Origin of the sequence: Streptomyces sp. YS415, assembly GCF_023544665.1 — a bacterium.
Classification (GTDB): domain Bacteria; phylum Actinomycetota; class Actinomycetes; order Streptomycetales; family Streptomycetaceae; genus Streptomyces.
In genome coordinates, this window is record NZ_JAMJFL010000032.1 from 1 (window position 1) to 26,137 (window position 26,137).

At 71.9% G+C, this 26,137-nt stretch carries 22 protein-coding genes; 14 read left to right on the forward strand and 8 right to left on the reverse strand.

Going from position 1 to position 26,137, the window contains the following annotated elements; all coding sequences use genetic code 11:
• The first annotated feature begins 320 nt into the window (after positions 1-320).
• The 4 genes from M8H82_RS30210 (at position 321) to M8H82_RS30225 (ending at position 5,792) form a co-directional block, all read left to right on the forward strand.
• Entirely contained in the window at positions 321-1,391 is a 1,071-nt protein-coding gene (locus M8H82_RS30210) for an alkene reductase (protein ID WP_250078258.1), read from the forward strand.
• A gap of 561 nt (positions 1,392-1,952) precedes the next feature.
• Entirely contained in the window at positions 1,953-4,070 is a 2,118-nt protein-coding gene (locus M8H82_RS30215) for an ATP-binding protein (RefSeq protein WP_250078259.1), read from the forward strand.
• Between the two features lie 150 nt (positions 4,071-4,220).
• On the forward strand, positions 4,221-5,234 hold the full coding sequence (locus M8H82_RS30220) for a bifunctional DNA primase/polymerase (RefSeq protein WP_250078310.1): 1,014 nt from the start codon (positions 4,221-4,223) through the stop codon (positions 5,232-5,234).
• Between the two features lie 75 nt (positions 5,235-5,309).
• On the forward strand, positions 5,310-5,792 hold the full coding sequence (locus M8H82_RS30225; protein ID WP_250078260.1) for a hypothetical protein: 483 nt from the start codon (positions 5,310-5,312) through the stop codon (positions 5,790-5,792).
• A gap of 119 nt (positions 5,793-5,911) precedes the next feature.
• Here the strand turns inward: M8H82_RS30225 and M8H82_RS30230 are convergent, their stop codons facing one another.
• The 5 genes from M8H82_RS30230 to M8H82_RS30250 form a co-directional block, all read right to left on the reverse strand.
• Entirely contained in the window at positions 5,912-7,120 is a 1,209-nt protein-coding gene (locus M8H82_RS30230; protein WP_250078261.1) for a beta-1,3-glucanase family protein, read from the reverse strand.
• Positions 7,121-7,241: 121 nt separating this feature from the next.
• On the reverse strand, positions 7,242-7,643 hold the full coding sequence (locus M8H82_RS30235) for a DUF6009 family protein (protein ID WP_250078262.1): 402 nt from the start codon (positions 7,641-7,643) through the stop codon (positions 7,242-7,244).
• Positions 7,640-9,157, reverse strand: a complete 1,518-nt coding sequence (locus M8H82_RS30240) for a phage/plasmid primase, P4 family (RefSeq protein WP_374211717.1) — start codon at positions 9,155-9,157, stop codon at positions 7,640-7,642. The genes M8H82_RS30235 and M8H82_RS30240 overlap by 4 nt, the downstream gene beginning before the upstream one ends.
• A 364-nt stretch (positions 9,158-9,521) precedes the next feature.
• On the reverse strand, positions 9,522-10,052 hold the full coding sequence (locus M8H82_RS30245) for a GNAT family N-acetyltransferase (RefSeq protein ID WP_250078263.1): 531 nt from the start codon (positions 10,050-10,052) through the stop codon (positions 9,522-9,524).
• A gap of 263 nt (positions 10,053-10,315) precedes the next feature.
• Positions 10,316-10,621, reverse strand: a complete 306-nt coding sequence (locus M8H82_RS30250; protein WP_250078264.1) for a zf-HC2 domain-containing protein — start codon at positions 10,619-10,621, stop codon at positions 10,316-10,318.
• A gap of 122 nt (positions 10,622-10,743) precedes the next feature.
• On the opposite strand from M8H82_RS30250, the gene M8H82_RS30255 reads away from it, so the two are divergent.
• From M8H82_RS30255 to M8H82_RS30265, 3 genes are read left to right on the forward strand one after another with little or no spacing between them, the layout of a single operon-like run.
• A complete protein-coding gene (locus M8H82_RS30255; RefSeq protein WP_250078265.1) occupies positions 10,744-11,280 on the forward strand; it encodes a PadR family transcriptional regulator in 537 nt (178 codons plus the stop codon).
• Positions 11,277-11,999 (forward strand): ABC transporter ATP-binding protein, encoded by a 723-nt coding sequence (locus M8H82_RS30260; protein ID WP_250078266.1) that lies wholly within the window; start codon positions 11,277-11,279, stop codon positions 11,997-11,999. Before M8H82_RS30255 ends, M8H82_RS30260 begins: the two co-directional genes overlap by 4 nt.
• Positions 11,996-13,540: an FtsX-like permease family protein gene (locus tag M8H82_RS30265; protein WP_250078267.1), complete on the forward strand. Its 1,545-nt coding sequence runs from the start codon at positions 11,996-11,998 to the stop codon at positions 13,538-13,540. The genes M8H82_RS30260 and M8H82_RS30265 overlap by 4 nt, the downstream gene beginning before the upstream one ends.
• Positions 13,541-13,594: 54 nt before the next feature.
• On the opposite strand, the gene M8H82_RS30270 is transcribed toward M8H82_RS30265, so the two are convergent.
• On the reverse strand, positions 13,595-14,473 hold the full coding sequence (locus M8H82_RS30270) for an alpha/beta fold hydrolase (RefSeq protein WP_250078268.1): 879 nt from the start codon (positions 14,471-14,473) through the stop codon (positions 13,595-13,597).
• A gap of 158 nt (positions 14,474-14,631) precedes the next feature.
• Between M8H82_RS30270 and M8H82_RS30275 the strand changes: the two genes are divergently transcribed.
• Both M8H82_RS30275 and M8H82_RS30280 read left to right on the forward strand, forming a co-directional pair.
• Positions 14,632-16,626 carry a BTAD domain-containing putative transcriptional regulator gene (locus tag M8H82_RS30275; RefSeq protein ID WP_250078269.1) on the forward strand — a complete coding sequence of 665 codons (1,995 nt, stop codon included), beginning with the start codon at positions 14,632-14,634 and terminating at the stop codon, positions 16,624-16,626.
• Between the two features lie 142 nt (positions 16,627-16,768).
• The gene (locus M8H82_RS30280; RefSeq protein ID WP_250078270.1) at positions 16,769-17,272 is read left to right on the forward strand and encodes an RICIN domain-containing protein; all 504 of its coding nucleotides are present in this window, start codon (positions 16,769-16,771) and stop codon (positions 17,270-17,272) included.
• Here the strand turns inward: M8H82_RS30280 and M8H82_RS30285 are convergent.
• On the reverse strand, positions 17,265-17,804 hold the full coding sequence (locus M8H82_RS30285; protein WP_250078271.1) for a sigma-70 family RNA polymerase sigma factor: 540 nt from the start codon (positions 17,802-17,804) through the stop codon (positions 17,265-17,267). The genes M8H82_RS30280 and M8H82_RS30285 overlap by 8 nt on opposite strands.
• A gap of 251 nt (positions 17,805-18,055) precedes the next feature.
• On the opposite strand from M8H82_RS30285, the gene bla reads away from it, so the two are divergent.
• The 4 genes from bla (at position 18,056) to M8H82_RS30305 (ending at position 21,263) form a co-directional block, all read left to right on the forward strand.
• Positions 18,056-18,970 carry a class A beta-lactamase gene (gene bla / locus M8H82_RS30290; protein WP_250078272.1) on the forward strand — a complete coding sequence of 305 codons (915 nt, stop codon included), beginning with the start codon at positions 18,056-18,058 and terminating at the stop codon, positions 18,968-18,970.
• Positions 18,971-19,210: 240 nt separating this feature from the next.
• Positions 19,211-19,597, forward strand: coding sequence for a RidA family protein (locus M8H82_RS30295; protein ID WP_250078273.1), 387 nt, complete (start codon positions 19,211-19,213; stop codon positions 19,595-19,597).
• Positions 19,597-20,313, forward strand: a complete 717-nt coding sequence (locus M8H82_RS30300) for a transcriptional regulator (RefSeq protein ID WP_250078274.1) — start codon at positions 19,597-19,599, stop codon at positions 20,311-20,313. Before M8H82_RS30295 ends, M8H82_RS30300 begins: the two co-directional genes overlap by 1 nt.
• Positions 20,310-21,263 (forward strand): threo-3-hydroxy-L-aspartate ammonia-lyase, encoded by a 954-nt coding sequence (locus M8H82_RS30305; protein WP_250078275.1) that lies wholly within the window; start codon positions 20,310-20,312, stop codon positions 21,261-21,263. Before M8H82_RS30300 ends, M8H82_RS30305 begins: the two co-directional genes overlap by 4 nt.
• Before the next feature lie 138 nt (positions 21,264-21,401).
• Here M8H82_RS30305 and M8H82_RS30310 read toward each other — a convergent pair whose 3' ends face one another.
• Entirely contained in the window at positions 21,402-24,431 is a 3,030-nt protein-coding gene (locus M8H82_RS30310) for a BTAD domain-containing putative transcriptional regulator (RefSeq protein ID WP_250078276.1), read from the reverse strand.
• 319 nt (positions 24,432-24,750) lie between these two features.
• Between M8H82_RS30310 and M8H82_RS30315 the strand changes: the two genes are divergently transcribed.
• Positions 24,751-26,031, forward strand: coding sequence for a hypothetical protein (locus M8H82_RS30315; RefSeq protein WP_250078277.1), 1,281 nt, complete (start codon positions 24,751-24,753; stop codon positions 26,029-26,031).
• Positions 26,032-26,137: the final 106 nt, after the last annotated feature.

Sequence of the window (26,137 nt, forward strand, 5' to 3'; positions counted from 1 at the left end):
CTGCTCGGACAGGGGGCGCTTCGAGACCGGATCGGGCCTGACGTCGCCGATGCTGAAGATGCCGAACTGCATGGTGCTGCCCTCCAGGTGGGTGATACGTGCCGTGGGCGGGACCCTCGTGACGGGCCGGGTGAAAGCCACCCGGCAGTGCCGGATTCCGCGTGCGACGGCGCGTGGGTGAGACGTGAACCGCGTTGACCAGGGGCTTGGCGGGTCGGAGGCAGCACGGCGTGGGGAGGCCCTCGCCGTAATTGCTTGGCCGACCACATAACTGTATCCTCAATTCTCGTGGCCAGCCACACATAACTGATCGGAGTCTCATGTCCTCCCTCTGGAACCCCATCGATCTGGGCAGCATCCCCCTCGCGCACCGCCTGGCGATGGCCCCGATGACCCGTGACCGCTCCACGCCGGAAGGCGTGCCGACGGCGCTGAACGCTGAGTACTACGCCCAGCGCGCGTCATTGTCACTGATCATCACGGAGGGCACCCAGCCCTCTGCCGACGGCCAGGGCTACCTCCTGACCCCCGGCATCCACACCGACGAACAGGTCAAGGGCTGGCGTCAGGTCACCGACGCCGTTCACGAGCGCGGGGGCCGCATCGTCATCCAGCTCATGCACGTGGGCCGCGTCGCACACCCCTCCAACACGCCGCACGGCCGCCAGCCGGTCGCCCCGTCCGCGGTGCGTCCCGAGGCCAGCATGTTCACCGCCACGGGCATGCAGCCGATACCCGAGCCCCGCGAGTTGTCGACCGCCGAGGTCGCGGAGGTCGTCCAGGAGTTCCGGCGCGCGGCGGCCGCGGCGATCCGCGCCGGCGCGGACGGTGTAGAGATCCACGCCGCCAACGGCTACCTGCTGCACCAGTTCCTCTCCAGCAACGCCAACCGGCGCACCGACCAGTACGGCGGCAGCGTGGAGAACCGCATCCGCTTCGCGGTGGAGATCGCCACCGAGATCGCAGAGGAGATCGGGGCCGGCCGCACGGGCCTGCGCATCTCGCCCGCGAACCCCTTCAACGACATCACCGAGGACGACGGTCCGCAGCTCTACGGCGCGCTGGTCGACGCCCTGGCGCCGCTCGGCCTCGCCTACCTGCACGTCGCCCAGACCGGCGACGAGACCCTGCTCAAGAGCATCCGTGCCGCGTGGCCGGGCGCGCTGCTCCTCAACCGCCCCGGCAAGGACTTCGACATCCGCGTGGCGGACCTCGACAACGGTCTCGCCGACGTGATCACCGTCGGGTCCACGGCCCTGGCCAACCCCGACCTCGTCGACCGCATCAAGGCCGGCGCGCCCCTGAACGAGCCCGACCGGGCCTCCTTCTACGGCGGCGACGAGCGCGGTTACACCGACTACCCGACACTGGCCCAGGCGAACGGAAGCTGACGCCGGGCGTCCCCCAGCAGGAACCGTGTGCCGTCGAAGGACAGGCGGACCACGGGGCCCGAGTCGGCGCAGAAGACGGGCGATACCCGCCGGGAAGCGTGACGACGATCCGGACACGCGCCGCCAGGCCCTCCCGGCGGTCTCCGCGAGGGCCCTCGCGGAGACCGCCGTTTCCGCGTCCGGGCCGGGGAGCCGGCGCCGCCATTTTCCCCCGGCCCCCCGGCGCAGCAGCCGGCGCACCTGATGACCAGGCCTGAGTGAGGTGCAGGTCCGTGACGCCCAACACGCCCCTGCACAAGACGGCTTGCGTCTCCTGAACGGTGGTGAATGTAAACCCCGCGGCAGCCGCCAGGGCCCACCCGCTCAGGGGCGGTGCCTCGGAGGCCGCCGCAAAATGCGGCCTGGGCTTGGGAACCTCGGCGGAGGGCGTTTTCGGGCGCGAAGGCTTGGGCCTGACGTCCATGCCGCCAGCGGCCCGCACACCCGTACGAGAGCGACAGGGGTGACCGCGTATGCTGCACGGATCATACGTAGATCACTGACAATTGCAGCGAGGTAGCCATGAGCCTGGAACAGCAGGGCTCATTCGCCAGCCGGGTGACCGCCGCGCGTGAGCGGCTGTTCGTCGGCCGGGCAGTGGAGCAAGCTCTGTTCCGCGGCGCGCTGGACGAGCGGCCAGGTGCCGCTCCAGTGCACTATCTGCACGGCCCGGGCGGGATCGGCAAGTCCGCGCTGCTCCGGCGCTTCGCCCAGGAGGCCCGGCGGGCAGGCCGGTTGGTGGTCGAGGTCGACGGGCGTACGGTCCCTCCCACGCCCGAGGACTTCACCGCAGCGGCCAAGGACGCGGTCAGCGAACCCGAAGCGGTGCTCCTGGTCGACACCTTCGAACACTGTCAGGGCCTGGAGGGCTGGCTCTGGGAGCAGTTCCTGCCCACGATGCCGGCCGGCGCCGTCGTCGTGGTCGCCGGACGCGTCCCGCCCGACGCCCGGTGGGTGTCCGACCCGGGCTGGGCGGACCTCCTCAACGTGGTGGCCCTGCGCAACCTCACCCCCGGGGACGCCCTGGCCTTCCTCACCGCGCGCGGCGTGCCCGCCCCCCGCCACGAGGCGCTCCTGCGCTTCACCGGCGGCAACCCGCTCGCCCTCGCGCTGGCCGCCTCCGTCGCCGTGGACACCGAACACCCGGCGGCCCGGGCGACGGACCCGAACGGGCCGATGCCCGACTGGTCCCCCAGCCAGGACGTCATCGCCATGCTGCTGTCCCAGCTCATCGGTGAACCCGCGCCCAGTGACAACCACCGCAAGGCTCTGGAAATCTGCGCGCACGCCCACGTCACCTCCGAGAGTCTGCTGCGGGCGCTGCTCGGTGAGCAGGCACCCGAACTGTTCGCCTGGCTGCGCGCCCAGCCGTACGTCGAAAGCACCGCCCTCGGACTGTTCCCCCACGACGTGGTGCGCGAGACCCTCGTCGCCGACCTGCGCTGGCGCGACCCGGAGGGGTTCGCGGCCCTGCACAAAAAGCTGCACCAGCACCTGTTCGAGCAGCTGCGCGCGGCTCCCAGCGCACATCTCCTGCCCGCCACGGGCGCTTTGCTCTACCTGTACCGGACCGACGGCTACATGGCCGAGTTCCACGACTGGAACCAGGCGGGCCTGGTGTACGACGGTCCCTGCCTCCCCTCCGACGAGGCCCGGGTGGTGGACCTCGTGGCGGAGGCTGAAGGCCCCGAGTCCGCGGCCGTCGCCCGCTACTGGCTCGATCAGCAGCCCGAGGCGTTCCGCGTCTACCGCGCCACCCGCACCGACGAGATCATCGGCTGTTCGGCCTGGCTCCGGCTGACCGACCAGCGGGGCTGCGATGTGGACCCGGTGGTGGCCGCTGCCTGGGAGCACGCCCGCGCCCACGAACCTCTGCGTGCGAACGAGTTCCTGGCCGTGGCCCGTTTCACCGTCTGTCCGCAGACGTACCAGCGGCCCGCGCCGGCCACCACGCTCGCCCAGTGGCGGGCCATGGGGGAGATTTTCCGCGCCGACCGCCTCGCCTGGCACTACATCGTCATGCGCGACGACGGCTTCTGGAACAAGCACCTCACCCACTTCGACATGCCTCCGACGCCGACCGCCGCGGTCGTCGGCGGCCACCCCTACCGTCTGTTCGCTCACGACTGGCGGGCCCAGCCCGTCATCCCGTGGCTGGCGGCGAGGACGGACGCCATCCTCGCCGGAGCACAGGGCCCGGTGGAGGCGGCCGGCGACCCCGCCGCGAGACAGGTGCCCGAATTGGCCGTGCTGTCCCGGCCCGAGTTCGACACCGCCGTGCGCGACGCCCTGCGTGCCCTGCGCCGTCCCGACGCGCTCGCCGCCAATCCCCTCAGCCGCAGCCGCCTCGTCCTGCAGAACGGCGGCGACCTCGGGGACGTCCTGTCGCGCGTGGTGCAGACGCTGCCCCGCGAACGCGGTGGGGACAAGCGGTACCGGGCCCTGGTCACCACCTACCTCAAAGGCGTGCCCACGCAGGAGGCGGCGGCCGAACGCCTCGACCTGCCCTTCAGCACCTACCGCCGGCACCTCACCTCCGCCGTCGAACGGGTCGCCGAACTGCTGTGGCAGCACGAGTTGAGCGGCACACCGCTCCCCGCCCCCGCAACCGCCGACCCGGTGAGCGGCACCCGGCGCTGACCCCCCTTTCCGTGTGAAGATGCCGGTCCAGTCCCTCGAACCGCGCCACCGACCGAGGAAGCGACAAGGACGCCAGCCGTGAGCGAACCCCCTGTTCCCCCCGCGCTCTCGCCCGACCTTCTCCCGTCGAAGCGCGGCGAGGCGCACGCGGTGGCGCGCTGGTGTGCCAGGGAGGGGTGGCCCGTCCATCCGCTGGCGCCCCGGCAGAAGACACCACCGGCGAACTGCGAGAACTGCAGGCAGCAACGGCACGTCCCCTCCGACTGCGCTTGCCTGCCCGCGGGCCGCTGGTGCCACGGCTTCCACGCCGCCACCACCTCGCTGGAACGCATCGACGCCTGGTGGGCCGCCCAGCCCCGCTTCGGTGTGGGCGTCTCCTGCGGCCCGGCCGATCTCGTCGTCATCGACGTGGACGCCCATGCCGCTCTGGTCCCCGACCGCTCCCGTCTTCTGCCGGGCATCCCGATCGGCCCGCAGGTCAACCTCAACGGACTCGCCACCGGCTTCGACACCCTGGCGCTCCTGGCCGCTCTCCGAGGCGAACGCAGTCCCGCCGAGGACGAGGGAACCCTCCGGGTGCGGACACCCTCCGGAGGACTGCACGTCTGGTACCGCAACCCGCACCCGGCCACCAGATACCGGTCCTCGGCCGGCTCCAGTCCCAAGGTGGCGCTCGCCTGGCAGGTCGACGTCCGCTCCGACAACGGCTACATCGTCGCCCCCACCACCCGTACGGCAGCCGGTGTCTACACCCCCGTGGGCCCGGCCCGCCGCCCCGCCCCGCTGCCGCGATGGCTGGCGGACGAACTCGCCCGGACCGGGCACGTCCCCGCCGAGACGCCACCGGTGGCCGTGCCGGCACCGCGGCGTTCACGCCGCCGCGCACCCGCCGCGGCCGCCCGGGTCCTTGAACCGCTCATCGCGGAGGTGGCCGCCTGCGCAGCCGTTCCGGAGGGCGCGGGATTCACGGAAAAACTCAACCGGGCGGCTTTCACCGCAGGAGGCCTGATTCCGGGAGGACATTGTGCTGAGGCAGACGTACGAGGTCTCCTCATGGAGGCAGCCTTGCGGGCACGCCCCCAGCAGGAACGCCGAATCGCGATGATTGTCGACGCTGCCCTTTCTGCGGGATCCCAGCGTCCCTTCCATCCCCGGGAACGCTGAAAATCCGTCCGAAGATTGCAGTGGGATATCCTTAAATTCCCTTCACTGGCATGCGAGTTGTGAGGAGTGCCCACGGTGGTTTCCCTGTCCGAGGTGTCGCAGTGCAATGAGTACGCGGCCGTGATCGTCAGGACCGATTTCACTGACGAAATAGCATGGCGGCAGGTCGTCGAGGAGCTGGACAGGTCCGCCCTCGATGATGATCCCGCGAAGGCCTACAGCGTCATCGACGCCCCCGAACTCGGTGATTCCGACACGGACACGGTTCTGGCGGCGATAGAAGCCAACGAAACCCTGCGGGACACCCTCAGCGTGGTGTTCGTCGCCGACGGTACGACGATGCGGTCCGGGCTCCGTGCCCTCCTCGCGCTCACCACCGTCAGCTGGGACGACACCGACGACGAGGCCCTCGATGACGAGTACGGCACCGAGTTCCGTACGGTGCCGGGCGGTGTCCACGAGATCCACGCCAACCTCACCGTGGGCAACATGGGCTTCGACGAGTTCGCGTCGAGCGCCGAGGAGGATCCGGACGGGGTCTACCGTCCCACGGTCTGACCGCAGCACGGCGCGCGGCGACAAGGACGCGGCAAGGACCGCGGAGCCAGCGGCACGCGGGCCCGGTCCCCTCTCCTCCCGGCAAGGGGACTGGGCCACCTCTTCGTCGCGGTGCCGGCTCAGTTCATCGGGTCCAAAGTGATGTAGGCCTTTTTCGGATCGGCGTCGTGGACCAGGGATTCCCTGGTGCCGACGTCGTCGAAGGCGAACGCGTACGCTTTTCCGTCCGCCATCTGTTCGTGGAGGATGCGCGCGTACTCGTTCACGGATTCGTCCTGCGCCGACCGGCTCGAGAGAGGAGCGGGTTCCGCCACTCCGTCGAGCAAATCTCCGCGGTTGTATCCGGCGCACAGTGTGCGCGAAATGGGGCCTCGCACCTGGTCGTTCTGCGCGTCCAATTGTTTGTGGCAGTTGAAGATGGAGTCGGCGTCGGGTTTCTCGAAAGAGGTGACGAGCCGTCCCGAGCTGTCGGTGAAGTTCATGACGTCGCCGGAGACCCGGCCGACGTAGGTCAGATCCGGCTGCTGTGCGAAGGGGACGACCGTCAGGGGGGACGTGGCGAACTTCTCCCACACGCGGTTGACGTAGTCGTCCGTGACATCGGGGGACAGCAGGCCGCTCGTGACGGCGTGACCGGGTGACAGAGCTCGCAGCACAGTGCCGTCGCTCCTGGTCTGGATCAGCTTGTCCCATCCACCGGGCCGGCTCGCCAGGGAGTTGAAGAAGGCACGGTAGCCGCCGGGCTTGAGACGGCCGGTTTTGAGGATGGTCCCGTCCGCCCGCTTCAGGCCCACCGCGTACGGCGCGGAGAACATGTCCACCTGTGTGCTGTTGATCCACAGCCCCGAGTCGTTGAGCGTGTACTCGGCCCAGTTGAACAGCGTCTCGCGGTTGGGGTCGTCCGGGTTCTGCGGCGCGGGCTGCACCAGGCCGCCCGACGTTACCCCGAACTGGAGCTTGCGTCCGTAGGAGAAGTACACGCGGCCGGACAGCTTGGGCAGGTTCAGCGTGAGCGCCTGTCCGTGCGCCGGGCCGGGGATCGACGCGTCCGGTGCGGCGGTCGGTTCCGCGCCGCCGGCCGGCCACTCGTGGAAGTGGCCTTGGGCGTCGGCCCACCCTTGCCGGCCGGTGGCGAGGGAGGTACCCAGTACGTAGATGTAGAGCTGTTCGCCCCGCTGCGAGTTGTTCTTGAACATCAGGGGCAGGGTGTCCGGCACGGTGTCCTCGGCCCGTACCGACGGTGAGGCAACGAGGTGAGCGGTGACGGCGCTTGTCCCGAGTATCGCCGTGACGGCGAAGACGGTCAGCACACGTTGGCTGAGCTTCACTGTTTCCCTCCTGGATGGCCAGGACGGCGCACGAACGCCTGTCCCTCGCCCGGTGGTCGTCGGTGGCGATGCCACTCACGACCGCACTACGGCGAGCGGGGCGCCGCGGTTCACCGGAATCTCACAGAGGGAGGGTGATGCCCAGTTCCCGCATCGCGGAGGAGGGCGGTCCGCCTTCCGAGCGCTCCGTCTTGCTGCCCTTGACGCCGACAGCGAGCGTGCGCGGGTCCACCGCCTCGGCGGGGGCGCCCGTGGTGTAGAGACCGCAGGGATCGCTGTCGCGGTCGTGCGGCAGGAGCCAGAAGACCCGGCGCCGGAACGTCCCCGAGGTGCGGGAGGACTTGGCCGCCGTACCGAGGACCGCGTATCCCACCATCCGGCCGTCGCGGTGGTAGACGGGCCGGCCGCCGCGGGTGGGGAGCCGGTCCAGGCTCTGGCGGACGTAGTCGAGGCTGTCGATGTCCTCCAGCCAGACGAGTTCGCACTCGTGTCGGATCTCGTCCTCGGTGATCAGGGAGCTCATGCCCTCTCCTCGTCGGCCAGCAGTCCGATGCCCGGGTAGTACTTGCGCGAGTTGGACAGGATCATCTCCTTGGGCGAGGCGAGGCCGATCAGGTCACGGGCCCGCTGGGCGAAGGCCCGGGAAGAGATGGTCGTGGCTCCTTCATTCTGGCACCAGCCGCGGTACGCCGCGTAGAGACTGGCCTGCTCCGTTCTGCGGCCGGGGCCAAGCGCGCAGCACTCGTCGAAGAACCTTCCCGTGTGGTCCTCGGTCTCCGCGTAGGCGGTGGTGGCGATCCGCACGCGTTCCGGTCCGCCCAACTCCTTCTCGCCGCCGAGGTAGCGGCGGGCACCGTCGATGAGCCAGCCCAGGATGCCGGGGCCCTCCTCGGTGACAAGGATGTCCGCGAGATTGTCGATCTTCCGGTCGTCCGACACCACGCGCTCGAAGGGGATCAGGCGCATGCGCCGCCAGAACGCGAAACCGCCGGTGCCGACCTCGGGCCGGTGGTTGCCCAGCAGCCACAGCTTGTGCGTTGGCTCGAAACTGAAGAAGTCCTGCCGCATCCGCCGCGCCTTGATCCGGTCACCGCCGGTGAGGAGCTTGACACGGGCCTCGTCGAACTTGTCACCCGGCTTGACCTCGGAGCAGACGATTACGCGCCGTCCGTGCAGCTCCGCGAGGTCGGTGGGGTGCCCCTCGTAGGGCCGGGACATGAGGAAGCCCGGCGGGGCCGCGTCGGCATAGTCGCCCAGCAGCTTCATGAGCACGTCCAGAAGAACGGACTTGCCGTTCTTGCCCGATCCGAACAGGAAGGGCATGACCTGGCCGCCCACATCGCCGGTGATGGAGTACCCGAGCAGTAGGTGGAGAAAGGCGATCATCTCCTGGCCCTCCGCGTCGTCGCCGAACGTGTCGGTGAGGAAGCGCTGCCAGCGTGGGGTGGGCATCTGCTGGGGGCCGACGGTCGTGGACCGGGAGTGGAAGTCACGCTTGGGGCTGGCCCTGCGCAGCTCGCCGGTACGCAGCTCGACCACGCCGGACGGTGTGCACAGCACATAGGGGTCGGCGTCCAGGCGCGTGGCGTTGAGGACCATGCCGGGCGCCGACCTGGCCTGCGTCAGCATGGCGTTGATGCCCGATGTGGACAGCGCGCGCCGCCGGTGACGCTGCAGAGCCTGCGCGGTGAACAGACCCCGGTGGTCGGTGTCGGCGATGCTCTCGGCCAGGTCACCGGCCGCCCACAGCACCGTGTCGTCATCGTCCGCCAGCCAGCGGGTGCCGTCCCACCGGTACCACCCCAGACCCGGGACGTGCCGGTAGTCGTCGGCGTACAGCCTCACGAACAGCTTCGCGTTGCCCCGGTCCGTCAACGTGTCCGGAAGCAGCCCGCCGCCCGCAGCGGTGCCCGTGGCCCCGTCGGTTTGGGTCGGGGCGGGCGCCACCCTCTGCGCCAGGATCTGCGCGGCGGCGATCTGCGGGTCGAACTCGAAGAGGGCGTTGTCCTGCCCCGGCGCGTTCACGGTTGCCTCCACGAGCGGAGCGTGCGCCCTGCGCGGGACCGCTCACGCACTGCCGCCCCGCGCCCGGCGGGGTACTCGCGCCCCGGCAGGGGAGGACGGCCCTGAGACGGTCGCACGGCGGCCGGTGGTCGAGGATCAGCGACTGAGGGCCGCGACACGGCGCACCGTGAGGCAGCGCGATGAAACCGCAGCTCGACCGGCATGCGCCTACCCTCTCAGCGACCGAAGCGACTCAATGACGGGTACAGAGTAGCGAACCGTGAACAGCGCTCCAGGTGCCCTCGTGCGAACGGTGCGGTACGAGGGCGCGAGCGGGATGAGCGCGGGCCGGCAACGGTGTTCCAGTCCCGTCCCGCCGCCCGGTGCCGGCCGACCGTCAGGGCGCGGTGAAGCAGGCGTCCGGGTACGGCTGTTCGTCGTACCCGGCCAGCGGAACGGTGAACTCCAATTCACCTACCGTGCGGATCGGCGCGCCTGCTCCCAGACGGTGGGCGATGCTCCGCATGGCGCCGTTGTGCGCACCGGTCGTGATGACGACGGTGTGGCAACCGGTGTGCCACCCGTGCCGCACCGCGTGCTGGGCGAGGGCGGTGCCCAGGCCGCGGTACTGCCAGTCGTCCTGGACGAGCAGGCCCAGTTCCCGCACCCCGTCCCGCCCGGTGTGCGCCAGATGGGCGACTGCGATCGCCCGGCCCGGCTCGCCGAGATGCTCCGCGATCCAGCTCGACCCCGTGGCCGGGTCGGTCAGCCGTGCCCACTCGGCGGGACGGATGCCGAAGCGCGGCGCGCGGTAGCGGCCGATGACCGACTCCACCGTGCACCGTGCGTGCATGGCGTTGACCGCGTCGAGGTCCTCGGGAGCCGCGCGGCGGGTGCGGGTCAACTCGCCTGTGAGGAGAGCCTGCACAGACTCCTGGCAGAGCGGATGCACTCAAGGCCTCCTCACGAGGGCTGCCCCGTTGGCGGTCGCCATACGGCCGGCGAGCGATGGCGGACCGGCGTCCGCGCGGGGTAATGGGCCACGGCTCGCCCGCGAGGCGCCTGTACCGCTGAGCGGTGGCGTCCTCGCGCGCTGTCCGTACGCTCCACCTACTCAACGACATCCGCGCGCCGACGGTTCACCCCTTGCTCCCGGGCGTTCCGGGCGGCGTGGAGGGCAAGACGGCGGGGTCAGTCGGAACGGCGGCATCTCGTGGCCGCGCGCGCCGCGTCGATGGCGCGCTGCGGATCGGGCACCCGCAAACCGTCCGCCTCGTGAGGCCGTACCAGATCGAGCGCGGGCAGTACCTCGCGGAGTTCGAGGAACTCCCCCCGGCAGTCTGCGCAGCTGTCGAGATGCTCGTCAACGGCCGCGCGTTCCGGCTCGTCGAGCGAGCCGAACAGCCGGGCGGCGATGGCATGACGGGCGTGCTGGCAGTCCACGATGCCCCTCCGAGTCCGGTCCGTCGTCACACGACGAGTGCCGGTGAGCAGCATTGGCACCAGGGTCCATTGTCGCTCACGCCTACGGAGAGCACGAGGGCCCGGCGCCGTGAACGGCCGAAGTCAGCGGGGTCCGCGATTGACAACCTCTATTACCCCAGTGAATAGTGCGGCGCGTGTCTACCCCCCATGTGCTGCTCGGGCTGCTCACGCCACGGGCCATGCACGGCTACGAGTTGAAGCTCGTACACGACGAACGACTACCGGGCGCCAAACCGCTGCCCTTCGGCCAGGTCTACTCGACCCTCGGCCGTCTCGAACGCGACGGGATGGTGGCCGAGGCCGGCCACGACCGCGCCGGCGGTCCCGACCGCACGGCCTACCAAGTCACCCCAGAGGGACGGCAGGCACTGGCCGCGTGGCTGGCACGCGTGGAACCACCGGCGCCGCACCTGTCCAACGTCCTGCTGGCCAAGGTCGTCATCACCCTCCTGGTCAACGACGAGGCCGCCGCCCGCCGCCAGCTCGCGGCCCAGCGCGCCGCCCACCTCGCCCGGATGCGCGCGCTGACGGCGCTCAAGACCGCCCCGAACACACCGATCGCTCACGTGCTCGCCGCCGACCTGGCCATCTCCCACCTCGACGCCGACCTGCGCTGGATGCAGAGCGCCCTGGATCGCGTCACCGAACTGCACCAGGAGGTGCGCTCATGATCCTCGAAGCCCGTGACGTGGTGAAGACCTATGGCAACACCCCGGCCGTACGCGGCATCTCGCTCGGCGTACGGGAGGGCGAGATCGTCGCCGTCACCGGACCGAGCGGATGCGGCAAGTCGACACTCCTGCACGTCATGGCCGGCATCCTGACCCCCGAGTCCGGATCCGTCCACTACGGCGACACCCGTATCGACACCTGCGGCGAGTCCCGGCGTTCGGTGCTGCGCCGCACGGAGTTCGGCGTGCTGTTCCAGTTCGGGCAGCTCGTCGCGGACCTGTCCGCGGTGGAGAACGCCGCGCTGCCCCTCCTCCTCGGCGGCACCGGCAGGCGCCCGGCCGAGGAGACGGCCCGGCAGTGGCTGGAGCGGCTGGGCGTGGCCGAGATGGCGCACCGGCTGCCCGGCGAGATGTCCGGCGGGCAGCAGCAGCGGGTGGCACTCGCCCGCGCCCTGGTGACCGACCCGAAGATCCTGTTCGCCGACGAGCCCACCGGAGCGCTCGACACCCTTGCGGGCGAGGTCGTCCTGCGGCACATGGTGGAAGCCGCGCGCAGCCGGCGCATGTCCGTCGTCATCGTCACCCACGACGCCACGGTGGCCGCCTACGCCGACCGCGAGGTCCGGCTGCGCGACGGCACCGTCGAGTCCGACGACCACTTCCCGCACGGGGGAAGGGACGCCCTGACGTCCATCGAGAGTCAGGGGAACCTCCGTTGAGGCCGCTCACCGTGGTCCGGCTCGCACTGGCCGGCGGCCGCACGGACCAGATCCGCACCGCCCTGACAGCCCTGGGCGCCGCCCTCGCCACCCTGACCCTGCTGGCCGCAGCCACCGTCTTCGCGGTGACCGGACAGCACGCCGCCGGCTACACCAACGACCTGCTCGTCGAGGAAGGCCTGCGCCCCGGGGTCGCCTTCGGCATCCTGCTGCTCAGCGTCCCCGTCCTCGCCTACGTCGCGCAGTGCGGCCGGCTCGGAGCACCGGACCGCGAGCGGCGGCTCGCGGCGATGCGGATGGCCGGGGCGACCCCGCGCCAGGTGGTACGCATCGCGGCGGCGGAGACCACCCTGGCATCCGTCGCCGGCACCCTGGCCGGCCTCGGCGCCTACTTCCTCGGCCGCGTCCTGCTCGACGCCCCCGGTCCCGACGGGCGCCGCCCGCTGCCCACGGACGTCCTGCCCCACCCCGTCGCCTTCGTACTCGTCGCAGCGGGCGTACCGTTCTTCGTCACCGCGCTCACCACTCTCGCCCTGCGCCGGGTGACCCTCACCCCGCTCGGTGTCGTACGCCGCGTGCGCACCGGACGGCCCGGCCCGATACCGGGAGTGCTCGTCCTCACGGGCCTCGGCCTGTGCGCGCTCGTCGAGCCCGCCCACCGCTACTTCACGCACCGCCCCCGCACCGACGACCTCCCCACCCTGGTGATGGGGGCACTGATCGTGACGGGCGTCCTCGCCGTCTCTGTCGGCGTCGTGTGGGGCACGGGGTGGATCTCGCACACCGCCGGACGGCTCCTGCACCGCTTCGCGCAGCGTCCCGCCACGCTCCTGGCCGGCCGGCGGCTGATGGCCGACCCCTGGTCCGGCAGCCGTACCTTCTCCGCGATGATGGTCGCCCTCATCGCCGGCGCCGCCGCCGCAGGGCTCTCGGCGCTCACGGTAGCCACCGAGCGCGCCGACGAGGAGAACCTGCGCCGCTACAGCCAACTGCTCGGGGAGCCGTACGTGCCGGCCGGCACGGAGTTCTACGAGCGCGCCTACGAACTGGTCGGCTACGCGGTGATCGGGGCGACGGCGATCGCGGCAATGGGTCTGCTCGTGGCGTTCGCCGACGGGGTCACGGCCCGACGGCGCACCCTCGCCTCACTGGTCGCCTGCGGAACCCCGCGCACCGTCCTGTCCAAGGCCCTGGGCTGGCAGATCCTCACGCCGGTCGTGCCCACCGTCCTGCTGGCGGTCGCCGTGGGCATCCTGCTGCCGCGGCTGGCCGTACCCGGCGCCAACGACACGCAGCCCTTGGAGGCGCTGCGCTGCACGCCCCTGCCGGGCGACCCGGCGAGCGCCTGCCAGGACGCCGCTTACGCACAGGCCCACTCCTCGCTGCACACGGCGGAGCGGGTGCAGGCCGTCGTGGAGGTGCCCTGGGGGCAGCTCGGGCTGCTGGCCGGGGGAGCGGTCACCGCGACCGTGGTGATCACCCTGGTCAGCCTGGTGTTCCTGCGGATGAGCACCCGTGCCTGGGAACTGCGCGTGCAGTGAGCCAGGCCCGGTCCCAGGCCGTGCGGCGGGCGGTACCCCGCCCGCCGCGCACCGTCAGCGGGCCAGCAGCTTCCGCAGCGCCTCCGCGATGTCCTGCGGGGCCTCCTCGGCCATGAAGTGGCCGGTGGAGACGGTGGAGTGGTCCAGATCCCGTGCCCAGGCACCCCACAGAGCGGTGGCCTCGTAACCGAGGGCCGCGCCCCAGTCCTGCTGGAGCACCGAGACGGGCATGGCGAGCTGGTTGCCCGCGGCACGGTCGGCACGGTCGTGATCAACGTCGATGCCGGCGGAGGCGCGGTAGTCGGCGACGATGGACGGGATGGCCTCGCGGCACGCCGTGAGATAGGCCTCCCGCACGTCGGCGGGGACGGCGTCGGGGTTGTTGGCCCAGACGTCCAAGAAGTAGCCGAAGAACTCGTCCGAGCTGGCCTGGATCATCTTCTCGGGCAGGCCAGGCGGCTGGGCCATCAGGTACAGGTGGAAACCGACGGCCGCTGTGACACCGTGCAGTGCCTCCCACATGTCCAGGGTGGGCAGAACATCGAGGCAGGCCAGGTGGGTGATGGCATCCGGGTGGTCGAGACCGGCACGGAAGGCGACCAGCGCGCCGCGGTCGTGGCCGGCCAGGGCGAAGCGCTCGTGCCCGAGGTGCTTCGCGAGCGTGACGACGTCCTGGGCCATGGTCCGCTTGGAGTAGGTGTCCGGACCGTCCTCCAGCGGCTTGTCGCTATCGCCGTAGCCGCGCAGGTCGGGAACGATGACGGTGTGGTCGGCGGCGAGGTCGGCGGCGACGTGCCGCCACATGAGGTGGGTCTCCGGGAAGCCGTGCAGCAGGACGATCGGAGTGCCCGATCCGCCGACCGCCACGTTCAGGGACACGCCCTCGGCGACGGTGACGCGCCGGTATTCGAAGTCCGGGATGGTGGGTGCCATAGTGCCGCTCGATTCTGGTGAGTCGTTACTGATGTCCGCTGGGGCGACGGCCGGGGGCCGGTCGCTCCTCCATGTCCGAAGCCTGCGGGCGGCGAATGAGCAACCGATGAACGCGGTACGTTTGACCTCGTGATTCCCCGGCTGAACGGACGGCGGCGATGAGCCTGACGCTGGGCGTCCTGGGGCCGGTGGCCGCCTGGGACCCGCAGGGGGAACCGGTCGCGCTCAAGGGTCCCAAGCACCGGGCGGTGCTGGCCCGGCTCCTCGTCGCGCGCCGCCGTGTCGTCCCTGTCGCGCGGATCGTGGAGGACATCTGGGAGGAGCCCCCGGCGGACGCGGTAAGTGCCGTGCGCACCTTCGTCGCCGCGCTGCGCCGTGCCCTCGAACCCGACCGGCCGCCCCGCGCCAAACCGCGGCTGCTCATCACCGAGGGGCCCGGCTACGCCCTGAAGGCGCGGGAGGAGGACGTGGACGCCTGGCGCTTCGAGCGGGCCATCGCCTCCGCCGCCGAACTGCCGCCCGCCGAGGCTGTCAGCCGCCTCACCGAGGCGCTCGGCTGGTGGCGGGGCCCCGCCTACGCCGGTCTCGACGACGCCGACTGGGTGCGCGCGGAACGCTCCCGGCTGGGGGAACTGAACTGCCAGGCCGTGGAGCGCCGTGCCGAGGCGCAGATCGCCCTGGGCGCCGCCGCTCAGGCGGTCCCGGACCTGGACGCCTACGTCACCGAACACCCCTGGCGCGAGGACGGCTGGTACCTGCTGGTGCTGGCGCTCTACCGGTCGGGACGCCAGAGCGACGCGCTCTCGGTCCTACGGCGGGCCCGCCGCCTGCTCGGCGAGCAGATGGGCATCGACCCGGGACCGAAACTGCGCCGGCTGGAGACCGATGTCCTGCGCCAGGCCGGCCACCTCGATCCCGGCCCGGGCGGTACGGCCGCCCAGGTCTGGGCGGAGGCCACCGCGGCCTACGAGCGCGCGGTCCCCTCGTACGCGCGGGCCCGGCTGGAGTCCACCGCCGGGCTGATGCGCGACCTGGCGGTCACCGGCGGCGGGGGCCTGGAGGCGGCCCGCCGCCACCGGGTGTCCGCCGTGGCGGCCGCCGAGCAGCTCGGCGACCCGGAACTCACCGCCCGCGTCATCGGCATCTACGACGTGCCGGCGGTCTGGACCCGCTCCGACGACCCCGAGCAGGCCCAGTGGCTGGTCGACGCCGCCGAACGCACCCTGCGGCTCCTGCCCGCCGGCGTCCACGACCCGGCCCGCGCCCGGCTGCTGGCCACCGTCGCCGTGGAGTCCCGCGGCACCCTCCCCGCCGAACAGGCGGCCTCCGGCGAGCGGGCCCGCGCCTACCAGGCGGCCCGGCAGGCCGAGCAGCTCGCGCGCGGCCTCGAGGACGGGCCGCTGCTGGCCTTCGCGCTGAACGGCGTGTTCATGCAGACCTTCCAGCGCGCGGGGCTGTCCCCCCGGCGGGACGCCGTCGGCGCCGAGATCGTCTCCCTGGCGCAGCGCAACGACCTCGTGACGTACGAGGTCCTCGGGCACCTCATCCGTCTCCAGTCACGCTGCGCGGTGTCCGACCTCGCCGGGGCCGAACAGCACGCGGTGGCCGCCGACCGGCTCTCCCAGCGCTACGGCCTCCCGCTCGTAGGCGTCTTCACCACCTGGTACCGGGCCCTGCGCACGGCCCTGACCGGTCCGCTCGCTGCGGCCGACGAGGCGTACCGGCAGGCCGACGCCGCCCTGGAGGGCGCGGGGATGCCGGGGCTGCGCGACGGGCTGCTGCCGCTGGCCCGGCTCGGGCTGTACCTGTCCCACGGTGTCGCCCTGCCCGAGGACGCCGTCGACGCCGACTGGGGACCCTACGAGAGATGGGTGCGCCCGTGGCTCCTGGTCAGCGCGGGGGAGAGAGAAGCGGCGCGCGCGGCGCTGAAGGGCATCGCCTCGCCGCCGCGCGACCTCATGCTCGAGGCCCTGTGGTGTGTGGTGGGCAAGGCGGCCACGGCGGTGGGCGACCACGGCACGATGCGCCGGGCGGTGCACCAACTGCAACCGGCCGAAGCGGAATTGGCGGGCGCCCAGAGCGGTCTCGTCACCTTCGGACCGGTCTCGGCATGTCTGCGGGAGCTGTCCGAAGGGCTCGAGGGCCACCGGTAGGGCACTGCTCGCGGCGTGAACCGTGTCCGTACGAAGTCCCTCGAACCTAGGTCCGTCGCCAGCCGTAGCAGTGTCTGCGCGGCATCTGTCCGCGCGTGATCCCGCCGCAGGGCGGGACACCGCCGCATCAGCAAGGACACGGATGAAGAAGTACCTCTCCATCGCGCTGGCCGCCGCGGGCGTAGCCACCGCGCTCTCCGCGATGACCACGCCCGCGACTGCCGCCGGCAGCCTGTCGACGATCCAGAACAGGGCCACTGGCAAGTGCCTCGTCACCGTCTGGGACGCGGCCACGGGCGCCCACACCGTCACGCAGGGCACCTGCTCGACCTTCAACGCCGCCGCCCTCTGGGAGGCGACCGCAATCAACGGGCCCGTCCAGAGGCTGCGCAACGTCGCGCTGAACAAGTGCCTGGACACCGGCTCCGGCAACCCGCCGATCTACCTCTCGTCCTGCTCCTCGCAGGACCAGGGCCAGCAGTGGGCCGTCGGGAACCCTGCCGATCCGGACTGGGACGTCATCGAGAGCCAGTACCACAGCTGGTCCCTGGTCGGCTGGCTCGACGGCACCGTCGGGCTCGTCCAGGACCACTACCCCCTGCTCAAAACCGACAAGGCCGAGTGGAACCACTCCCTCTTCAGCTGACGTCGACGAGCGCACCGCGGATCTCGAGCGCACGCTTCAGGGCGCGTAGTGCGTAGTAGGACCGTGACTTGACGGTGCCCAGGGGTATCCCGAGGTGCTCGGCGGCCTGTGCGGCGTTGAACTGGCCGTAGTACAGCAGGCAGATCACCTGCCGCTGCTGCTCGGTCAGGTCGGACAGGGCGTCGAGCACCAGCCGGCCGCGCAGCAGCCGGTCGGTCTCGTCCGGCACGGACAGGTCGAGGGTGTCGAGTTCCGTGCAGTCCGCCGGCCGCCGCTTCTCGGCCCGGTGATGGTCGATCGTCAGGTTGCGCACCGTGGTCCACAGCCACGGCCGGACCTGGGACGCGTTCAGGCCGAGGGCGGCGGCGTGCTTCCAGGCGCGCAGGGCCGCCTCCTGGAGGACGTCCTCGGCCCGGTGCCAGTCACCCCCCAGCAGCCGGGCGGCGTACCGCAGCGTCGATCGTCCGTGCTGCTCGTACAGGTCACGGATGAATCGGTCACGCCGCTCGTCCGCGGTCGTCAACAGTGGCATGGGCAGAGCAGACCACTACGAGGGCCGATCAGTCCAAGACCGATATCAATGGCAGTTCGATTAATTTCTCATATCATTGCTGCTCATGGGCCCTTTCCGGTGTCAAGGGCCTCCGGAAGTCCGGCGTACCGGTGAACTGTCCGCCCGCAGCCAGCGTGGAACCGGCGGGCAGTCGCGCACGCGAGTCCGTGTCCGTTCACGGACGGCCGGGTCCGGCCCGGTCGCTGCCGCAGTTCGGGAAAGGACGACACGTGCGATCAAGTACGACGAAGACCTGGAGCCGTCGCTCACTGCTCCTCGCCGGTGCCGGCGCAGCCCTCGCCGGGGGGTCCGCGGTGTCCGGGGTGCACGCCGCCGAGCGGCGGGACGGAGTCGTGGGAGCGCTGCGGGCCCTGGAACGCCGGCACGGTGCGCGCCTCGGGGTGTTCGCCTGGAACACGGTGTCCGGCAGGACGGTGCGCCACCGGGCCGGCGAACGGTTCCCCATCTGCTCGGTGGCCAAGACGCCCGCCGTCGCGGCAGTGCTCCGGGACCTCGACCGGGACGGAAGCTTCCTGGCCAAGGTGGTCCGGTACGGCGCCGAGGACATCGAGCGGTCCGGGTACGCCCCGGTGACCGGACTCCCCGAAAACCTGGCTGGGGGCATGACGGTCGCCGATCTGTGCGCCGCGACCATCACCCACAGCGACAACACTGCCATGAACCTGCTGGTGCGCGAGCTGGGCGGCCCGGCCGCCGTGACGTGCTTCTGCCGCTCGCTCGGTGATGACGTGACCCGCCTGGACCGCTGGGAGCCGGAGCTGAACTCGGCCGAGCCCGGCCGCGTCACGGACACCACCTCCCCGCTCGCCATCGGCAAGACGTACGCGCGGCTCGTCCTCACCCGGGCGCTCGCCCCCGCGGACCGGGAACGCCTGACGGGGTGGCTGCTGGCCAACACCACGGGGGACAACCGGATCAGGGCGGGCCTGCCCGAGGGCTGGACGGTCGCGGAGAAGACGGGCACCGGGGAGTACGGCACCACCAACGACGTGGGAGTGGCCTGGACGCCCAAGGGGGAGCCGGTCGTGCTCGCGGTCCTGTCCACCCGGCCGGACCCCGAGGCGCCGGCGGACGAGCCACTGCTCGCGCGGGCCGCGGCCCTCACCGCCGCCGCCGTGGGCTGAGCGGGGCCGCCCTCTGCCCCGGCGGCCACCGGGGCGGGGGCGGGAGGTCCCGCCCCCGTCCGGGGGCGAGCGGCGGCGGGACCTCCTGTCCCGTCCAACGTCCAGCCGGTCCACCCGGTTCAAAGCCGCTGGTTCTCTTTTCCTGGGGTTCTTCCACGTTCTGGAATCTCAGTCCAGGTGTTAGATTCTAAATCTAGCGACTTGCAGAGTCGACTGCACCTGTCATCGAGAGGCGTGGACATGCCGCACACAGATCTGAGCGAGACCGAGGATCACCCGTACTCGGTCGCCTACCGCAGCGGAGACCTGGTGGCGGTCTCCGGGCGGCTGGGAGTGAGCGAGCCTGGGGTGCTCGTGCCGGGAGGCTTCGAGGCCGAGTGCGCCCAGGCGTTGAGCAACCTGGACGCGGCACTGCGCTCCGCCGGCGCGACGCGCGCCGACGTGGTCCAGGTCGTGGCGTACCTGACCGACGTGGCCGACCGGGACCGGCTGAACGCCGCCTACGGGGAGTTCTTCGACCGGCCCCGGCCCGCCCGCTCCTGCGTCGGCGTGGCGGCGCTGCCGTACGGAGGCTGCGTGGAGATCGAAGCGCTTGCCCGCGTGCGGACGGCCGTCGGGGCCGCGTGATGCCGCCTGTGGAGCGGGCGCGGGAGCAGGACGCGATCCTTGCGGCCTTGGCCCCGGTCGCCGACGGCCTCGCCGCGACACTGGGGTCCTTCTGTGAAGTGGTTGTCCACGACTTCCGCCGTCCCGAACGCTCGGTCGTGGCCATCGCCGGTTCGGTCACCGGACGCCAGGTGGGCGGGGCGATGAGTGAGATCGGCATGGGCCTCGTCGCCCGCGGGGACGAGGCCGCCGACGAGCTGAACTACGTCACCCGCACCCAGAGCGGAAAGCTCCTCAAGTCCTCCACCATGGTGCTGCGCGACTCGTCCGGCACCGTATTCGGTGCGCTGTGCGTCAACCTCGATGTCACCGCCGTGCAGCAGGCCGGCGTCCTGATCGCGGGCCTGGCCGGCGTAGCCGAGCCGGCCCCAGTGCCCACCACGACCTTCGGCAACGACATCGACTCCGTGGTGGACTCCCTCGTCGACACGCATCAGTTGCGCCAGGGCAAGACCTGGAGCGCCCTCGACCGCGACGAACGCCTGCGCCTGTTCGCCGCCCTGGACGCCGACGGCGTCTTCGCGGTCCGCGGCGCGGCCCAGCGGGTCGCCGAACGGCTCGGCATCTCCCGGGCCTCCGCCTACAACTACCTCGCCCAGGCCAGACAGACCCCCCTCGCGCCGCACCAGGACGGCACCGGGCCCCAGGACACCGATCGAAACGGAGAACCAACATGACGGTCACCCTGAACGACGTACAGGACGCCGCCGCGCGCATCGAGGGAGTGGCGCACCGCACTCCCGTGCTGCGCTCCCGCACCCTGGACGCCCTGGTGGGTGCCGAGGTGCACGTCAAGTGCGAGAACCTGCAGCGCATCGGCGCCTTCAAGTTCCGCGGCGCCTACAACGCGGCCTCCCGGCTGTCCCCCGAGCAGGTGGCACGGGGCATCGCGGCCTACTCCTCGGGCAACCACGCCCAGGCCGTGGCACTGGCCGCCCGCGAACTCGGCACCACCGCGGTCATCCTCATGCCTGAGGACACCCCGCGCTCCAAGGTCGAGGCCACGCTCGGCTACGGCGCCGAAGTGGTCACCTACGACCGCTACACCGGAGACCGTGTCGCCATCGGCGAGGCCCTCGCCGCCGACCGCGGGCTCACCCTCATCCCGCCGTACGAGCACCCCCACGTCATCGCGGGCCAGGGCACCGCCGCCCTCGAACTGATCGAAGAGGTCGGTGACCTCGACGCCCTGGTGGTCCCGGTCGGCGGCGGCGGACTGATCGCCGGCAGCGCCACCGCCGCCAAGGGCCTGCTGCCCGGCATCAGCGTGATCGGCGTCGAGCCGGAGCAGGGCGACGACACCAAGCGCTCGCTGGAGGCCGGGCGGCGCGTCTCCGTCCCGGTGCCGCGCACCATCGCCGACGGACAGGCCGCGGACATCCCCGGCGAACTCACCTTCTCCCTCAACCACAAGCTCGTGGACGACATCGTCCTGGTCAGCGACGACGAGATCCGTGACGCCATGCGCTTCGCCTTCGAGCGCATGAAGACGGTCATGGAACCCAGCGGCGCCACGCCCCTGGCCGCGCTGCTGGCGGGCCGGATCGAGCCGCTGCCCCGCCGCGTCGGAGTCATCGTCTCCGGCGGCAACATCGACGCCCGCCGGTTCGCCGAGCTCATCGGCTGACGTGAGACGCCCGGGCGCACGGAAACGGCCCCACGTCCGCGGGGGGTTTGGACGTGAGGCCGTTGGGAGCACCGATTGGGTGCCATCCAGTGTTACGCCCGCGCGCACTTCGCGGTTCACCCCGCGCGGCAGTTCCTTTCAGTCACCGGTTCGGCCGGTTGCCGCCAGGCTCCTGACCCGGTCGCGGATCTCATCCAGCGGATGCGCGTCCGGCTGCTTCTCCGCGAGCGCGAGCGCCCGTTCCCACGCCAGCCGAGCGCACGTCGCGTCCCCGGCGGCCCGCCCGGCATCGCCCAGGCGCACCAGCGTGCCGACGGGGGTGTAGGTGTCACCACAGGCTCGCAACAGCCGCAGGGCGGTGCGGTAACAGCCGACAGCCCAGCGGTGGCGGCCCAGCCGGTGCAGGGCATGGCCGAGGCTGTCCCAGGCGTACGCCTCCCGCTGCGTGACACCCGCCCGGCGGAACCCCGCCACCGACCGGCGGCAGTATGCCAGCGCTTCCCGGGGGCGGCCCAGCACGGACAGCGTCCACCCCACCGAGTTGCAGGCGTCGGCCTCCGTCACCAGGTCGCCGTGCTCCCGCGCCATGTGCAACGCCTCGACGCCCCGGTGAAGCGCAGCGTCGTCACGTCCCGTGGCGTGCAGCAGCGCCCCGAACGACAGGTGCAGCCACGCGTGCTCCAAGTAGTCGTCCACGTGCTCCAGCAGATCGGCCGCCCGGTCGAGATGGGCGAGGCCCTCCCGGTACCTGCCGGTTCTCCCCAGGCAGCCCGCGAGCGCCCGGTGCAGCCTCGCCTGCTCCCGCGCGTCGCCAGCGGCCCGCGCCGCGTCCAGTGCCACGGACAGGACCGCCACGGCTTCGGCGGAGCGTCCGCCGGCGTCCAGGTAACCCTGGAGCCACCACGCCAGCCGGCATGCGTGATGGTGGAACCCGTCCCGCGCCGCCTGGCGCAGCAGGGCGTGCAGCACGTGCTCCTCGGCCTCGAACCACCGCAGGGTTTCCCGGGTCCCGGCCTGGCGCTCCGGCACGGTGCCGGCCGTCGACGGTGGGCCCGGGCTGACCGGGATGTGGCACAGACTGGGCGCGCCGGTGTGCGCGGCGTCCAGGTAATGGTCGTAGGTCCGCAGCAGCGCCGCGGTCTGCGCGGATGGCGTCTCCTGCTCCCGGACCAGCTCGCCGGCGTACACCCGCAGCAGATCGTGCAAGGCGAAGCGCCCCACCGAGTCTTCCGCCAGCATCCGGGTGCGGGTGAGTTCGGTCAGCGCCGCGCGGGTCTGCGACACCGGCAGCCCCGCGAGACTCGCCGCCGCCGCGGTGGAGATGTCCGGCCCCGGGTGCAGCGCCAGCAGCCGGAACAGGCGCGCCGCCTGCGGGGACAGCGCACGGTAGGTCCAGGAGAAGACGGCGCGTACGTCGCTGCTGTCGCCCGTGCCGGAGAAGGCGTCGAGGCTGCCCTCGCTGGCGCGCATCTCCTCCGCGAGGGCCCGAAGGGGGAACTCGGGGTGCAGGGTCGCCCGGGCCGCCGCGATGGCCAGGGCCAGGGGCAGCCCGGCGCAGAGCCGGACGATCTCCTCGGTGGCCTCGGGATCGGCCTCCACCCGTGTCGCCCCCAACCGCCGGGTCAGGATCGCCCGGCCCTCCTCCACCGGAGGCACAGGCAGAGTGAAGGACCGGGCGCCCTCCGTGGCGAGCAGGCCATGCAGCTCGTTTCGGCTGGTGACCACGGCCATGCAGCTCGGCGTGCCGGGCAGCAGCGGACGGACCTGCTCCTCGTCGCGCGCGTTGTCCAGGAAGAGCAGGACGCGGCGGCGGGCCAGGATGGTGCGCAGCAGCGCCGTGCGGTGGCTCACCGAGGCGGGGATCGCCGACGGCGGCGTGCCCAGCGAGGTCAGGAACTCCTGGAGCACCTCGGCGGTGTCCCGGGCCGTGCCGCCGGCGTTGAAGCCGCGAAGGTCGGCGAAGAGCTGGCCGTCGGGGAAGCGGCCCGCGACCTGGTGGGCGAAGCGCAGGGCGAGGGTCGTCTTGCCCACTCCGGGAACCCCGCCGACCAGGATCACCGGCGGGGCCGTCCACTTCTGCTGGGTGTCCCGCAGGGCCGCGTGCAGTGACTCCAATTCTCTGCGCCGGCCCGTGAACAGCGGCGACTCGGGAGGAAGCTGGGCGGGCCGCAGCGTCGGCTGGGAGACCAGGGGCGAGGCGCGGAGCAGCCCGCCGATGGCGTTGATGGTGTGCGCGGTGTCCCTGGTGCTTGTGGTGCTTGTGTTCCCTGTGGGTGGATCCGGAGGGGGACGTCGGATCCGGACGGCCGGATCGGCCGCGTCCACGGAACCGGGCGAGGTGTCCTGGTCGTAGCCGGGGACGAGCACCGACCGTGCCATGCGCCGGACGAAGGCCAGGTCGTGCCGGAGGATCGCCTCCTGCAGGGCACTCAGTCCCGGACTGGGCCGCAGACCCAGTTCCTCGGCCAGGCTCTTGCGCAACTCCTCGAAGCGCGACAGGGCGTCGGCGTGGCGCCCGGTGAGATACAGCGCGCACATCAGCAGCGCCCAGGTGATCTCGCGCAGCGGGTGCCGGACGATCAGGGCCTCCGCCTCACCGACCGCGCGGTGCAGGTCCTCGTCCTGCACCAGCGCGCAGATGTGCAGCTCCTCGGCGGCAACCCGCGCCGTGTTGAGCCGCGCCGTCTGCCGCGCGGCGAACAGGTAGTCCTGCGCGTCCTCCAATGGCGCCCCGCGCCACAGGGACAGAGCCGACTCGATCTCCCGGCACGCCCGGCGCGACGCGCCGTCGGCCAGCAGCCTTCCGGCGCGCGCGACCGCCTGCTCGAAACGGACGCTGTCGAGAGCGTCGGAGGGGACCCGCAGGGCGTAGCCGCGGGTCTCGCGAATCAGCACCCCGGCCTTGCCGTGCGCGGGACGCTCCGGCTCCAGAACCGCCCGCAGGCGGCTGATGTGGGAGTGCAGGGACGGCACCGCGCGGGTGGGGGACTTCCCCGGCCACAGGTCCTCACAGAGCCGGTCGGTCGACACGGCACGGCCGTCCTCCAGCAGGAGGCGGAGAGCGAGAGCCCGGCGCTTGGGCGGCCCGACGTCCAGGACCTGCCCCGCCCGCCGGACGAGCAGCGGTCCGAGGACCCCGAGCCAGAGGTCGTCGGTCTTACCCGGCATCTTGTTCTCCGTAGCGCGCTCCACAGTCCGTGCCCGATCGGGGCCGACGCCATCTGGATGAGCGGTGACTCCGCGTCAGCCTCGGCGTTCTCGCACCGACCTACGAGGAAGAGGCCGAACAGGTTCGAGTCCGGTATGGGGAGGTTGCCGGGGAAACGGGTGCCGAACTGGTGGGCGCCGCCGTTCCGATGCCGCGGGCGCCGGCCGGCCCGGCGGGCGGCAGAGCGGCGGGGAACGGGCAGGGAAATGATCTGTTGAGTGAGCACCGCCTGCCCGCACCCTGTCCGTCGCCAGTCCACCTGACGGGAAGGAAGCACTGATGCGCGTAGTGGTGTGGGGAGCCGGCTTCACCGGACTCACCGCGGCTCTGCTCTTGGCCGCGGAGGGGCATCAGGTGACCCTGATCGGCCGCCGCGGGCCCGCGGCGGCCACTGGCGTGCGGGAGACCGGCGGCCCCGCCCGGGACCCGGTCGCCGACACCTGTGTGCTGTGGCCGGAGACGATGGCGGCGCTACAGGCCGAACTGCCCACCGTGGCTGCGGAACTCACCGCCCGCGCAACTCCCCTCGATGGCGGGGCCGCGGCGGGGGCGGTCCTGCGCCTGCCCGTCGCCAGGGAGGTACTGACCCTGGCCGCCGCAGAGGTGACCGGGCTCACCCTCCGGGAGGGCGACGACGTGACGGACCTGCTCAGCGACGGGCGGATCCCGGGGCGCCCGCATGTGCGGGGCGTCCTGACCGAGGGCGGCGAGGCCGTCTTCGCCGACCTGGTGGTGGACGCCACCGGCCGCCGCTCGCCGATGCCCGGGATGCTCGCCGACCTGGGGGCCGTCCGGCCCGGCGGGGGCTGCCGCGACAACGGATACCGCTGCTACGCGGCCCGGCTCCCCGCACCCGCCCCCGGGACCGGGCGGGTTCCCTGGCAGCTCGGCCGGGGCCCTGGCGCCTGGATCGCGAGCACGGCACCGACGGCCGGGGAGCGGTCCGTCGTCCTGTGCGTGCGCGACGACGACGAAGCGCTGTACCCGCTGGCCGGCACAGCGGCCTGGCACCGGGCGGTCTTCGCCTGCCACCCCGGTCTCCTGCCCGACGGTGGCGCCGGCGCGCTCGGTGACGTGCTGACCACCCTCGTCCCGGCGAGCACCCGCCGGGAGTACGTCGTGGCCGGGGAACCGGTGGCCCTGGGCGTCCTCGGGATCGGCACCGCCTCGCTGTCCTGCCACCCGCTGCTCGCCCTCGACGCGTCGATGGGGCTGGCCCACGCGCTGGTGCTGCGCGACGTCCTGGGCACGGCCGGCACGGACGACGCCCGGGACCTGGCCCTGGCCTTCGACCGTGCCTGCCGCGCGACGGTGCTGCCGGTACACCGGTGGGCCGCGGACGTCGAGGAGCTGTCCTTCCCGGCCGACGACGGCCCCTACGCGACGGCCGACCCGCACGCCGGCGTCGCCGCCCCCGGACTCTCCGGCACCTCGACGGCCCTCACGCACGGCCTGGAACGACGTGTGCGCCGGCTGCGGCACGACGACCCGCTGGACGGCACCTCCCTGTCCCGCACCCGCCTGCACGCGACGCTGCGCGGTCCGGCGGGGACCGTGTGAGGCGACGCCCGCGACCGGGGTGCCCGCGTTGTGCCCACCGGCCCGCGAAAGGGATCACGGGCGGTTGCGCGAGGCGCGTCCGGATGCCGGGACGCCGACGTGAACC